General features: G+C 63.2%; 12 protein-coding genes, 1 tRNA gene and 1 pseudogene. 4 read left to right on the forward strand and 10 right to left on the reverse strand.

Translation table 11 applies throughout. The features are described 5' to 3' along the window. Positions 1-113: 113 nt before the first annotated feature. On the reverse strand, positions 114-503 hold the full coding sequence (locus DW355_RS17175) for an HU family DNA-binding protein (protein ID WP_131281918.1): 390 nt from the start codon (positions 501-503) through the stop codon (positions 114-116). A gap of 462 nt (positions 504-965) precedes the next feature. On the opposite strand from DW355_RS17175, the gene DW355_RS17180 reads away from it, so the two are divergent. Then, positions 966-1556 (forward strand): DUF6151 family protein, encoded by a 591-nt coding sequence (locus DW355_RS17180; protein WP_131281920.1) that lies wholly within the window; start codon positions 966-968, stop codon positions 1554-1556. A 57-nt stretch (positions 1557-1613) separates the two neighbouring features. Here DW355_RS17180 and DW355_RS17185 read toward each other — a convergent pair whose 3' ends face one another. Further along, complete coding sequence (locus DW355_RS17185) at positions 1614-2450, reverse strand: LOG family protein (protein WP_165493221.1); 837 nt, start codon at positions 2448-2450, stop codon at positions 1614-1616. A 317-nt stretch (positions 2451-2767) separates the two neighbouring features. Between DW355_RS17185 and DW355_RS17190 the strand changes: the two genes are divergently transcribed. Beyond that, a complete protein-coding gene (locus tag DW355_RS17190; RefSeq protein ID WP_131281924.1) occupies positions 2768-3499 on the forward strand; it encodes a phosphatase PAP2 family protein in 732 nt (243 codons plus the stop codon). Between the two features lie 239 nt (positions 3500-3738). On the opposite strand, the gene DW355_RS17920 is transcribed toward DW355_RS17190, so the two are convergent. Both DW355_RS17920 and DW355_RS18580 read right to left on the reverse strand, forming a co-directional pair. Continuing rightward, complete coding sequence (locus DW355_RS17920) at positions 3739-4329, reverse strand: zinc-binding dehydrogenase (protein ID WP_242671238.1); 591 nt, start codon at positions 4327-4329, stop codon at positions 3739-3741. An 83-nt stretch (positions 4330-4412) separates the two neighbouring features. Then, positions 4413-4751: pseudogene (locus tag DW355_RS18580) on the reverse strand (alcohol dehydrogenase catalytic domain-containing protein); the annotation flags it as partial. Between the two features lie 169 nt (positions 4752-4920). Here DW355_RS18580 and DW355_RS17200 point away from each other — a divergent pair. Continuing rightward, positions 4921-5718, forward strand: coding sequence for a helix-turn-helix domain-containing protein (locus DW355_RS17200; protein ID WP_131281926.1), 798 nt, complete (start codon positions 4921-4923; stop codon positions 5716-5718). A gap of 55 nt (positions 5719-5773) precedes the next feature. Here DW355_RS17200 and DW355_RS17205 read toward each other — a convergent pair. Continuing rightward, positions 5774-5851, reverse strand: a tRNA-Met gene (locus tag DW355_RS17205). 110 nt (positions 5852-5961) lie between these two features. Here DW355_RS17205 and miaB point away from each other — a divergent pair. Further along, entirely contained in the window at positions 5962-7356 is a 1395-nt protein-coding gene (gene miaB / locus DW355_RS17210) for a tRNA (N6-isopentenyl adenosine(37)-C2)-methylthiotransferase MiaB (RefSeq protein ID WP_131281928.1), read from the forward strand. Between the two features lie 3 nt (positions 7357-7359). Here miaB and DW355_RS17215 read toward each other — a convergent pair whose 3' ends face one another. From DW355_RS17215 to xylF, 5 genes are read right to left on the reverse strand one after another with little or no spacing between them, the layout of a single operon-like run. Continuing rightward, entirely contained in the window at positions 7360-8277 is a 918-nt protein-coding gene (locus tag DW355_RS17215; protein WP_131281930.1) for an SMP-30/gluconolactonase/LRE family protein, read from the reverse strand. Then, the gene (locus tag DW355_RS17220) at positions 8255-9022 is read right to left on the reverse strand and encodes an SDR family NAD(P)-dependent oxidoreductase (RefSeq protein WP_131281932.1); all 768 of its coding nucleotides are present in this window, start codon (positions 9020-9022) and stop codon (positions 8255-8257) included. The genes DW355_RS17215 and DW355_RS17220 overlap by 23 nt, the downstream gene beginning before the upstream one ends. A gap of 58 nt (positions 9023-9080) precedes the next feature. Further along, positions 9081-10277, reverse strand: coding sequence for a sugar ABC transporter permease (locus DW355_RS17225; protein WP_131281934.1), 1197 nt, complete (start codon positions 10275-10277; stop codon positions 9081-9083). Then, positions 10274-11881, reverse strand: a complete 1608-nt coding sequence (xylG, locus tag DW355_RS17230) for a D-xylose ABC transporter ATP-binding protein (protein ID WP_431733192.1) — start codon at positions 11879-11881, stop codon at positions 10274-10276. Before xylG ends, DW355_RS17225 begins: the two co-directional genes overlap by 4 nt. Positions 11882-11903: 22 nt before the next feature. Continuing rightward, the gene (gene xylF, locus DW355_RS17235) at positions 11904-12929 is read right to left on the reverse strand and encodes a D-xylose ABC transporter substrate-binding protein (protein WP_131281938.1); all 1026 of its coding nucleotides are present in this window, start codon (positions 12927-12929) and stop codon (positions 11904-11906) included. Positions 12930-13133: the final 204 nt, after the last annotated feature.

The raw sequence follows: 13133 nt of genomic DNA on the forward strand, positions 1-13133 counted from the left end.
CCCCGGCTTTGAACTGCCCCCCAGGCGTTGGACAAACTTCAAGGGGTTTCATGAAGAAATACCAAACGGGGTTCAAGCTCAAGGTGGTCAAGAGCTTTTTGACTGGGAGCCGATCAGAGCGCCGCGTCCTTGAGCTTCTTCAGCGCGCGGGCCTTGATGCGCACCGTGGCAGGCTTGGCGGCGAACACTTGCTCTTCCTTCGTGAAGGGGTTGATGCCCTTGCGCTTGGGCTTGGCGGGCACCTTCTGCACGCCGATCTTCAGCAACCCGGGCAGTGTGAATTCACCCGCGCCCTTTTTGTTGACCGAGCCCAGCACGGTTGCTTCCAAGGCGGCCAGGACGGCCTTGACGGCCTTGGGCTCGACACCCGCCTGTTCGGCCAGGTGGTTTGCCAGAGCGCCCTTGGTGAAGGTGTCCTTGATGGGACGCACGACGGTAGCGACCGGCGCTTTCGCGGTTTTCTTGGCGGCGGAGGGAGAGATCTTCTTCTTTGCAGTTGCCATGGCTCTTGAACTCGGTTGTAGTGAATGGAATGATTCGCGCAACACGGCATGGATGTCTGAGTTGCACGACCCCGGATTTTATCGAAGGGGTATGCGGCTGAACCGCCCCGAGTTTTTGAGGCGCGGGCATGGTTGGAGCAGCGCCTCCTTGACCGCACTCACGAATGCGCCGCGCAGCTCGGCACGTCCAGCAACGCGAAGATGTCCTGCTCAGTTGCCAGAACAGAGGAACAATCAGCGATGCAGGGGTTCAAGCTCGACCATTTTCCCGCAGTTGAGACGGTCACCCATCAAAGCCAGGGGGTGAGCGGCCCACGCCATGCGAACCAGGGAGGTCGCGACCAACACGCGTACGCATCGCTCTCGATCCATCGGCGGCGTCTTCGGTACGCGTAGACTTCCCGACACGGCGACCCACCCGCCCTATTCCGCCCTACCAGCCTTGCACGGAAAGTCTTGCCCATGGAAATCCAGTGTGAATGCGGACAGTTTCGAGCCAGGCTCCAAGCCTTTCCCCGCGACACGCCCGGACGTCTGGTCTGCTACTGCGCAGATTGCCAGATGTATCTGCATCACCTTGGGCGCACCGATCTGCTTGATGTGAACGGCGGAACAGAGGTGATTCCCGCCTATCCCTCGGACGTGAAGATCCTGCAGGGCTTGGAACACCTGACGTGCACACGTCTCACGGCGACCGGGACCTATCGATTTTCCACGTCGTGCTGCAACACGCCGATCGTCAACACACGACCCGGCGAACCTTGGGCTGGTTTTCTGCGTTGCGTTTACACGGCCCGAGATGCGCACTCGCTGGATCAGACGCTTGGGCCGGTTCGCAGCCGGATCATGGGACGTTACGCGCAGGGAACGCCACCCGCCGGGACCCCCGACAAGCTCAACCTGAAAGCCCTGGTGACCGTGATGCCGTTCATGCTGAAAGGCAAGATTCTGAGGAAGTCCAGGGCTTCCCCATTCTTTGCCGACGATGGCATCACCCCCATCAGCTCGCCCCAGGTCCTCACTGATGCGCAGAGGCAGGCGGCGCGCGTGTAGGGCCTTCGCCCGCGCTCGCTCTGTGAACAGGCACGCAGGAACGACGTCGTACCCCGCTCAAGGCAAGCCCAGGCGTTTTTCCAGCAGAGGAACCAGGTCCACGGCACGCTCCACGTGTTCGAGGTGTTTTGTCACCTCGCCTTGGCGGACAGTGCCGCGGCGGACCATGTCGTCCAGCCGGTCGTAGAAGCTCTTCCAGTGCACCTCCTTGTTGCCCACCAGGTAGATGGGCACGGGCTGCAACTGGTCACTCTTGGTCATCTCCAGGATCTGGAACAGCTCCCATTCGGTCCCGGTGCCGCCGGGGCCGATCACGATGGCTGCGGAATGCAGGAACATGGCGTACTCGCGGATGCCAACGCTGGAGAAGATCAAGCCGTCGGTGATCAGGTCCTGACCCTTGTACTTCCAGAACACCTTGTTCGCGTCGCCGCGTGGCGCCGGATCGTAATAGGTGGTGTAACCGATGCTCGGCCCCCCGGCCAAGAGTGCGCCGCGGTTGCCCGCCTCCATGAGGCCAGGGCCGGCACCAGTCATCACGGGGTATTGCTTGCCGTGTCTGCGGGTCCAGGCTTCGGCGAAGGCCATCACGTCGGCATACAACGCCTCACTCTGCCGGGCCAGCGCAGGGTCAGGCAAGCGGCTGGCCTCACCGATGCGTGAGCTGCCATAAATGGCAACGAAGCCGCCCGGGTATTTGCTTGTCTTGAAGTTCTGAGCGCATTGCAGGTCCCGACCCAGATCCGCCACGCTCAGTTTGTTGTCCACTCCTTTGTAGGGGCCGGTGTAGCTGGCGTTGGGCAGCACGCTGGGGCAATCCATGGTGCTCGCGCACCCGGCCAGCATGACGGCGCAGGCCAGAATGAACAGACGTTGAAAGAGTTGCTGCTTCATCACGCGCTCCAATGGCTGAACAAACAGAACGCTTCTTGCGCTCTGCTTGGCTTTGCAAGCAAACTCCGTACCCGCCGCGACAAGCCCGAGAGGACTGGGAAGGTTTTGGCAGCCATTCCCGAGCCCGAGATGCGCTCGGTTCATCGGCTCGGCCTGGTGAAATCAAGAGTGTGACAATCCGCGCAGATGCTGGTTGCCTTGTTGGTTTTCGACTTTAATCGGCCGAGCGATTGGTGGGCACACGACCGGCCGCGATACTTCTTAAGTGTCTGTTAATCCGACACCGACAGACTGAGGTCCTCTCTTCAGGAAACCGCATGCCACTGTCTTCTACCCACGCATTCGCCCAGTCGTTCCTCGTCGCCACCGGCTGGTCACGCTGGCTTGCATGTTCGGCTCTGGCATTGGCACTGTCCGCCAGCCTGGCGCCGAGCGCCCGGGCCGATGGGTGCAAGGGCGATGGCGCCAACGGGGGCATCCTCGGCATGGACCGCTGCGACGAATACGAAGCCGGTGGCATCTTCTCGCGCAAAAACCAGTTGCTGATCGACACGTTGGTGATAGGTGGCACCGTGAGCTACGCACTCTGGGAGGGCAATACCTCGCCCAACGGGCGTCTGGCGTGGCAGGCGGTAGACAGCATGGCCACCACCGCCATCGTCACGGAAGCGATGAAGCGCACCTTCCAGCGCGCACGCCCCTCCGAGGCGGACAACCCCAACCAATGGCGACAGGGCACGAACCACCGAAGCTTCCCCAGCGGAGAAACTGCGTTGATGGCCGCTTTTGTCACGCCATTGATCATCGCCGGTCAGGCAAAAGCCGACGCCGATCCGGACGGCGGTGTCTCACCGGCCTGGGCCCTCGTTGCCCTGCCCCTCTACATGGCCCGCGCGCGCGTCGCCGCACATGGACACTGGCTGAGCGACGTGCTCACGGGGGGAGCGGTAGGCGCGGGCATGGGCTATCTGTCCACGCAACGGGAAACGCCACTCATCCTTCTGCCCACGGGCGATGGCGTCTACGTGGGGCTCCACTACCGGTTCTGAATTCTCATGGGAAGCCTGCACGCCCTGCTGCAGGGCCTCGTGACCCCGGAGTTCCTGGGCTTTGACGAAATGGCGGCCCTCCATGGTCCAAAGCTGGGCTATGACTGCTTTACGCACTATCGGGTCGGGCTCATTCCAGAGCGCTGCGAGCGCTAGGCCAACGGTTGGGATGGCTCACAGATGCTCCTTTGAATCTCGTTGTTGCATGGTCTGTTCGCCTCGACGCGGTTTGTACAGGGTCATGTGCTGGTGATGACCACCTTGCCCAGGTGTCGTTGGGCGGCGAAGTGCTCGTAGGCCATGCGCGCCTCGTCGAAGGCAAAAACCCGGTCGATCCTGGGCTCCAGCCGATGCTGGCCGATGGCGCGGTTCATGCTCACGAAGCTGGCACGGCTGCCGACGAACACGCGGCGGATTGTCACCAGCCCTCGAAGCGCCGCAGCGTCCAGCGCGCCCGCCCCCAAGGCGGCAACCAGCGCCACCTCGGCATTGGCCGCACAGGCGGCCAGCGACTGCGGCAGGGTATCGATGGCGCCCGTCTCCACGACATGGTCGACACCGGCGCCCTGCGTCAAACGACGGACCTCGGGAGCCCATTCGGGATGCAGGGCGCGGTCGACCACCTCGTCCACGCCCAATCCGCGCAAGACCATCGCTTTCTCCGGACTCGACGTGACGCCGATGACCCGTGCCCCCAGGGTCTTGGCGAACTGCAGCGCGAACAGCGCGACGCCCCCGTCCCAAGGGTCAGGACGTTGTCCCCGGGCAGGAGTGATCGCCCACCCGTCAGCGCGTTCCACGCGGTCACGGCGGCGCAAGGCAGCGTGCACCCCTGTTCATAGCTTAGATGCCCAGGCAGCATCACCAGGGCGGACGCTTCGGCGACCAGCCAATCAGCCAGCATGCCATCCCGCTGGCAGCCAAACTGGTCCATCGCCATCGGCATTTCGAGTTTGCCGGATTGCCAGCGCGGGAAATAGCATGCCGCCACACGATCGCCCAGCTTCAGCGACGTCACGCCAGTGCCCAGCGCCACGACTTCGCCCGCCCCGTCAGAGAACGGAACGACACCGCGCTGAGCGGGAAACGCGTAGCGCTGCTGCAGGATCAGCAGATCGCGGTAGTTGAGCGAGCGCGCATGGATTTTGACAAGCACCTGATCGGGCCCTGGCTGCGGCACAGCCTGTTCGTGCTGGACTAGGCCCTCGAGGGTGCCAAACTGGTCCATTCGATAGGTGCGGTAGGTGCGCATCGGTCTGGTGACCTTTCCTTGATTTGGGGTTGAGAGAAGGACATGCCGGCGGATGGCCGTGGGTGGAAGACCACAGGCGACCTGCGCAGTGTGCTTCGTCGGCCGCTGCGCGTCGATTACGCCCAGGTAATGGGCGGCCCCGCTGGACCTCGGTTAGCATGCTCGCGCCATGGACACCCGCAAGCACCGCGCCCCACCCGCCCTCGGCGAGCAGTTGCGGGCTTGGCGTGAACGGCGTCACTGGAGTCAGTTGGCGCTGGCCGTGCAGGCGGAGGTTTCCTCACGCCACTTGAGTTTCATCGAGACAGGACGAGCGCAGCCTGGGCGCGAGCTGATCCTGCGACTGGCCGATGAGCTCGACATCCCGCTGCGTGAGCGCAATGACTTGCTGATCGCGGCCGGTTTCGCCCCAGTGTTCAAGATGCGCAGCTTCGATGATCCGGGGTTCGACCCCATACGCGCCATCGTGGATCTGACACTGGAACGTCACAAGCCCTTTCCCGCCTACCTGATCGACAGGCACTGGAACATCATCCGCTCCAACGCTGCGGTGCCCGTGCTTTTTGATGGAGTTGACGCGGCGCTACTGCGCCCGCCCGTGAATGTGATCCGTCTGGTCTTGCACCCGCGCGGGATGGCGCCGCGCATCCTCAACCACGCGGCTTGGCGCTCGCACTATCTGACTCTGCTGCGACGCCAGATTCAGATGACGGCGGACCCGCAGTTGCAGGTCTTGCTGCACGAGACGCTGGCCTACCCCGTCACAGGCCCCGATGCGCAAAACGGGGACGGCCATCCCGCCGTTCCGCTGATCGTGCAGACCCGCCTGGGTCGGCTCTCCTTCATCGGGGCCACGACGGTGTTCGGCAGCCCCGCGGACGTCACCTTGGAAGAAGTCGCGCTGGAAGTCTTGCATCCAGCGGATGCCTACACGGACCAGGCCGTGCAGGCAGCAGCGCGGGCGTAAACCATCCGGCCAAACAAAAAGCCAGCCGTCTCACGACGGCTGGCTTTGTCTATCCTGGTGGAGGTGGGCGGGGTTGAACCGCCGACCTCAGGGTTATGAATCCTGCGCTCTGACCAAACTGAGCTACACCTCCAAGAGCCGGGCATTATAGCCCAATCCAAAACGCCGCAGTGCAGGCGCGCCACCGCCCCGGTATCATCGCGAGTTCGCTTTCGTCAATGACCCAGCCTCTGGATACACACCATGAACCGCTCGGACTCCCCTGCCGCTTCCGCCGCCCCGCTTTCACAACCTTCCAAAAAAGTCTTCATCAAGACCTTCGGCTGCCAGATGAACGAGTACGACTCGGACAAGATGGTCGACGTGCTGGGCGCGGCCCAGGGTTATGAAAAGACCGACGACGTGGAACAGGCCGACCTGATCCTCTTCAACACCTGCTCCGTGCGCGAGAAGGCGCAGGAAAAAGTCTTCTCCGACCTGGGGCGGGTGCAGCACCTGAAGGCCAAGGGCGTGAAGATCGGCGTCGGCGGTTGTGTCGCCAGCCAGGAAGGCGAGGCCATCATCGCCCGCGCGCCCTACGTGGACGTGGTCTTTGGCCCGCAGACCTTGCACCGCCTGCCTGAATTGCTCACCGCACGCGAGGCCACGCGTCGCCCCCAAGTCGACATCAGCTTTCCCGAGATCGAGAAGTTCGACCACCTGCCCCCCGCGCGCACCGAAGGCGCGAGCGCTTTCGTCAGCATCATGGAAGGCTGCTCCAAGTACTGCAGCTACTGCGTGGTGCCTTACACGCGCGGCGAGGAAGTGCACCGCCCGCTGGACGACGTGCTGACCGAGGTGGCCGGCCTGGCCGCGCAAGGCGTGAAGGAAATCACGCTGCTGGGCCAGAACGTCAACGCCTGGGCCAAGGACGGGCTGGACTTCGCGGCGCTGATCGAGCTGGTGGCCGAGATGCCTGGCATTGAGCGCATCCGCTACACCACCAGCCACCCCAAGGAATTCACGCCGCGCCTGATCGAGGCCTACGCGCGCATCCCGAAGCTGGTGAGCCACCTGCACCTGCCCGTGCAGCACGGCAGCGACCGCATCCTGATGGCGATGAAACGCGGCTACACGGCGCTCGAATACAAGAGCACCGTGCGCAAGCTGCGCGCCGCACGGCCGGACCTGGCGTTGGCCACGGACCTGATCGTCGGTTTTCCCGGCGAGACCGAGGACGACCACGCCAAGACCCTGAAGCTGATCGAGGACATGGAATTCGACAACAGCTTCAGCTTCATCTACAGTCCGCGTCCCGGCACGCCCGCGGCCAATCTGCCGGACGAAACGCCACACGAGGTCAAGCTGCGCCGCCTGCAGGAAGTGCAGGCCCTGATCGAGGGCAATATGCGTCGCCTGAGCCAGAAGCTGGTGGGCGCGACGCAGCGCATCCTGGTCGAAGGCCCCTCGCGCAAGAACCCGAACGAACTCACAGGCAAGACTGTCTGCAACCGCGCGGTGAACTTCGCCATGGGACCCGCCATGCAGACCGCCGCCTCACGGCTGATCGGCCAGATGGTGGACGTGAAGATCACCCAGGCCTACCCGCACTCGCTGCGCGGTGAGGTGCTGACGCAGGAAATGGCCGCCCAGGCCTGAGCCTCAGAAGCCCAAGGGCGCGGTGCAGGGCGTGGAAGCCAGCCCGGCCACATCTGTTCTAAACATGAACAGGCCGCCCGCCAAGGGCTGCTGCGCCAAAGCCGCCTCGTCGAGGCCCTTGCGCGCCGTGCTGACATAGACCGTGCACAGATCGTCGCCGCCAAACGCGAGCTTGGTAATGTTGGAACAAGGGAAGTTCACCGCGCCCAGCAGGCCACCATCCGGCGCGAAACGCTCGATGCGCGCACCGCCAAACAGCGCAACCCACAGGCATCCCTCGCGATCGACCGCCATGCCATCGGGATACCCACTGCCCGCAATGCGGGCGAACACACGCTTGCGACTCAGCAAGCCCTCAGGGCCCACATCGAAGGCATACACCACGCGCTGCAGCGTGTCGTTGTGATAGAGCGTCGCTCCATCGGGGCTGCACGCAGGACCGTTCGTGATCACATAGACAGTATCACGAACGCTCAGCAAGCCGTCCGCGCCGATGCGGTACAGCACGCCGGTCGCCTGGGTTTCGGCGTCATCCATCGAGCCCAGCCAGAGCGCGCCCTCGGTATCGACGTAGCCGTCATTGAGTCGGTTGCCCGGTCGATCAGCTTCCACTGGCAGACAGAGCGTGAACGTCCCGCTCGGTGCATCGAAACGATGCAGGCCACCCTGGACACCGCACATCAGACCGCCACGGACATGCGGCAGGGCGAAACCGACCTGCCCGGGCGCATCCCAGCTGCGCCGCGCACCATGCACCGTATCGAGACGATGCAGCTTGCGCTGCTTGATGTCGACGAAGTAGACGGCGCGTTCCTGGGCATGCCACACCACCCCTTCCCCGAGGGTGGCGGCCACGGGCCACAGGCATTCGGGGCTCAGGTGATCCAGCGGGTTCACATCACGCACCGAACCAGCCTGCATCGACGAAATACTCGCGCGCCGTGCAGCACTCGGCGTCGTCGGATGACAGAAACAGCGCCATGCGCGCCACATGCACGGAGTCAACACGCTTGTGCAGGCATTGGGCAGCGAGCAACTGGGCTTCGCTTTCGGGTGTTTGCCACAGCTTCATCTGGCGCGGCGTGCGCACCGCGCCGGGCACGATGCAGTTGACGCGGATGCCGAAACCACCCAGGTCGCGCGCCAGGCCCCGCGTCATGCCCTCGATGCCCGCCTTGGCGGTCATGTAGATCGACAAATCCGCCTGCGCGAGGTGCCAGGAGATCGAACCCAGGTTCAGGATCACCCCGCGCCCCAGCCTCTTCATGCCGCCCATCACGGCCTGCGCGCAGAAGTATTGATGCCGCAGGTTGACCTGGATGCGTTGGTCCCAGTATTCGGCGCTGATGTCGCCGGGACGATGGCGATCGTCATTGGCCGCGTTGTTGACGAGAACCTCGACCGGCCCGGCCTGTGCCTCGATCTCGGCAAAGGTCACGTTCAACGCCTGGATGTCGGTCAGGTCGCAGAAGCGGAACACCGGCGCGTTCCGGGCCCCGGCCAGCGACGAAACCAAGGCCTCGGAATCCGCGCGGGCCACGTCCAGGAAAGTGACGCGCGCGCCTTGTTGCACATAGGCTTCCACGATGGCCGCGCCGATGCCGCTGCCGCCGCCGGTCACCACCACGTTCTTGTCAAGCAGAGTTGGATAGATTGCGTAAGTCATGAAATGAATCTTCAGTCAGTCAAAAGCTGAAGCCAGGAAAAACCACGGCGCCGCCGTGTCAGATACGGCTCGAACGCGACAGCACGTCGACCCAAACCGCCAGCACCAGGATCGCGCCTTTGACGATCATCTGCCAGTAGGCGTCGACGTCGAGCATCGACATGCCGTTGTCCAGGCTGGCCATCACCAGCGCGCCGATCAGCGCGCCGTAGACGGTGCCGGATCCACCACGCATCGAGGTGCCGCCGATGAAACAGGCCGCGATGGCGTCGAGCTCCCCCTGTGAACCCGCCGACGGAGAACCAGCGGCCAGACGCGCCGTGTTGATCATCCCGGCGAACGCGCACATCAGCCCCATCAACGCAAACACCGCCAACTTGACGCGGTCGGTGTTGATGCCCGACAGACGCGTGGCATCCAGGTTCGAGCCCACCGCGTAGATGCGTCGCCCAAAGACCGTCTGCGTGGCAATCCAGGAAAAGACGCCCAGCATCACGAGCAGGAGCAGCACCGGCACGGGAATACCGCCGTACTGATCGAGCATGGTCATGAAACCGGCGATCAGGACGCCAACGACGACGACTTTCGCGACGTCTTGCCAGATCGGCGCGACCATCAGTTGATACCGCTGTTGACTGCGGCGACGCATGATCGTCAGCGCGGCCAGCAGCACGAAGATCAGAACAGCCATGGCATGTCCGAGCAGACGTGGCAGGTAGCCCTGCCCGATGAAGACAAACTCCTCCGAGACGGGCGCGATGGTCGAGCCACCCGTCGCGCCGAGCAGGATGCCGCGGTAGGCGAGCATGCCGCCCAGGCCAACGATGAAGGAGGGAATGCCGCCGTAGGTGGACAACCAGCCGTTGAACAGTCCGGCGGCCGTTCCTATCAACAGCACCGTGGGAAACGTGTACCAGATCGGCCAGCCGAAACTCACGTCCAGGATGGCGGCCAGACCACCCAGCAGGCCCAGTAAAGCGCCAACCGACAAGTCGATCTCGCCCGCGATGATCACGAAGACCATGCCGCAGGCCAGCATGCCGGTGATCGACATCTGCCGCAGCAGGTTCGACACATTGCGCGGCGTGATGAAGGATCCCTCGGTCATCACCGAGAAAAAGATCCAGATCACGGCCACCGCGATCAGCAGGGCCAGGATCTTGTAGCGCATGAACAGCTGTTGCGGACGTTGCGAAGAACCGCTGCCCGCTTCTTGCGGTGCCATGGCGGGGGAGGATAGGGTTTCAGGGATCATGCTGCCATCACTTCACTGCTGGGGGAACGCCGCGCCGGTTGGATCGCGGCGGTCAGAATGTCTTCTTGCGTCAGGTTCTCGTTGACGAAATCGCCACGCAGCTCGCCCTCGCCGATCACCAGCACCCGGTCGCTGAGACCGAGCACCTCGGGCAGCTCGGACGACACGACGATGATGGCCATGCCCTCGCGCGCGAGACGGAAGATCAGTTTGTAGATTTCGTACTTCGCACCCACATCGACGCCACGTGTCGGTTCGTCGAGGATCAGCACGCGCGGGTGGGTCAGCAGCATGCGCGTGAGCACGGCCTTCTGCTGATTGCCCCCGGACAGGCTGGCAATCGGCAGCATGGGATGCGCGGCGCGCACCGACAGACGCTGCATCTCGGCACGAATCGTGTCCAGCTCCGCCGACGCCTCGATGCGCCCGCCCTGCGCGAAGCGCTGCAGCACGGCCAGGGTGATGTTGTGCCCAACGCTCATGAGCGGAACGATGCCGTGCAACTTGCGATCTTCCGGCACCATCGCGATGCCCGAGCGGATCGCGTCCAGCGGCGAGCGGATCTTCACCGGCTTGCCGTCGAGCAGCACCTGGGCACGACTCGCGCCCCGATAGGCACCAAAAATTGCCTGCATCAATTCGGTCCGCCCCGCGCCCACCAGGCCCGCCACGCCGAGAATCTCGCCACGGCGCAGGCTGAAGGAAACATCGTCCACGCGCTTTCGGTGCGCATTGTTGACATCATGGCAAGTCACATGGCGGGCCTCGAACAAGACCTCTCCGATTTCATGCGGCTCACGCGGAAACAGGTTGCTGATTTCTCGCCCCACCATCTGCGTGATGATGCGGTCGGTACTCAAGTCCTTCATCGGTGCCGTGGCCACGTGCCGACCATCGCGGATCACCGTGATGGTGTCGCACACTGCCGCCACCTCGTCGAGCTTGTGCGAGATGTAGACGCACGCGACACCACGTTTCTTCAAGTCGCGCACGATGTCGAGCAGGATACGTATCTCGGTCGCCGTCAGCGAGGACGAAGGTTCGTCAAGAATCAAGAGCTTGGCCTGTTTGTTCAAGGCCTTGGCGATCTCGATCAGCTGCTGATGTCCACCGCCATAGTTCATGACCGGCTGGGCCACGTTGATGCCTTTGATGTTCAATCCACGCAGCAACTCGTCAGCGCGCTGATACATCGCGTCATAGTTCATGCGCCCGCCGGGCAGCGTGATTTCATTGCCAAGGAAAATGTTCTCGGCCACCGACAGTTCGGGCACGAGCATCAATTCCTGGTGGATGATGACGATGCCGGCCCGCTCGGTGTCGCGGATGCCCCGCGCCTCGAGCGGCGCACCATCCCAGTAGATGGCACCGTCCCAGGTGCCGTGCGGGTAGACCCCCGAGAGCACCTTCATCAGTGTGGACTTGCCCGCGCCATTCTCACCACACAGGCCAACGCATTCACCCGGCATCACCGTCAGGTCGATGCCATCGAGCGCCTTGACACCCGCGAACGCCTTGACGATGCCACGCATCGCCAGCAAAGGTTGTGTCATGCTTTTTCTCCACGCGCGAAGCGCGGTGGGTACGTCGGCCGACGCACCCACCCTGCGATCGCAAGCGGCCCGGTTACTTGCCGCTGATCTGCGCCTGGGTGTAGAGACCGTCCTTGACGACCAGATCGATGTTCGACTTGGTCAACACGGTCGGTTGCAGCAGCACGGTGTCAACCTTTTTCTTGCCGTTGTCGTACTGCGAGTTGTAGGTCGGTTTGGCGCCCTTGGCGAGATCCACCGCCAACTGGGCCGCGGTGGTCGCGATCTGCTTGAGCGGCTTGTAGACCGTCATCGTCTGCGTGCCAGCGATCAGGCGCTTGACGGCGGCCAGGTCGGCGTCCTGGCCCGAGATCGGCACTTTGCCGGCCATGCGTTGCGCGGCCAGCGCCTGGATCGCGCCGCCCGCTGTGCCGTCGTTCGAGGCGACCACGGCGTCGATCTTGTTGCCATTGGCGGTCAACGCGTTTTCCATGATCGAGAGCGCGGTGGATGGGCTCCACTCAGGCACCCATTGCGAACCGACCACCTTGATGTCCCCGCGGTCGATCGCGGGCTGCAGCACCTTCAACTGGCCTTCGCGCAGCATCTTGGCGTTGTTGTCGGTCGGCGCGCCGCCCAGCAGGAAATAATTGCCCTTCGGACGCGCGCTGTAGACGCCCTGCGCCTGCATTTCCCCGACCTTGTGGTTGTCGAAGGAAATGTAGGCATCGACGTCGGCGTCGAGGATCAGTCGGTCATACGACAGCACCTTGATGCCGGCTTTCTTCGCCTCGGCCACGACGTTGGTCAGGGCCTTGGAGTTGAACGGCACGATCACGATCACATCCACGCCACGCGAAATCATGTTTTCGATCTGGGCAATCTGGCGTGCCTCGTTGGCGTCGGCCGATTGCACCGACACCTTGGCACCGAGCTTCATGGCCGCGGCCACGAAATAGTCACGATCACGCGCCCAACGCTCGACGCGCAGGTCATCGATGCTGAAACCGATCTCCGGATGCTCCTTGCTGGCATGCGCCATCGACCCGAGCAGCGAACTGGCGAGGATGGCACCACAGGCCAGCGCACCCAGTACGGAACGACGTTTGCTGAAAATCATTTGTCTCACTCCTGTTTTGTATTGATTGATGGGCCGATGAATCGGTCCATGACTCGAAGCACGGACCCCGCACGCGACTCGATGCCGCGTGTGAATCCGCCCCCGTCGCGTGCGGTCCTTCAAGAAGGAAGCACGCAGGGCGTTTTCATCGTAGCCCTCTCCCATCCCGCGGTCGATTGTGAAATCGGCCAATGAATCTAATGT

The sequence above is a fragment of the Hylemonella gracilis genome (assembly GCF_004328645.1).
Taxonomy (GTDB): domain Bacteria; phylum Pseudomonadota; class Gammaproteobacteria; order Burkholderiales; family Burkholderiaceae_C; genus Hylemonella; species Hylemonella gracilis_B.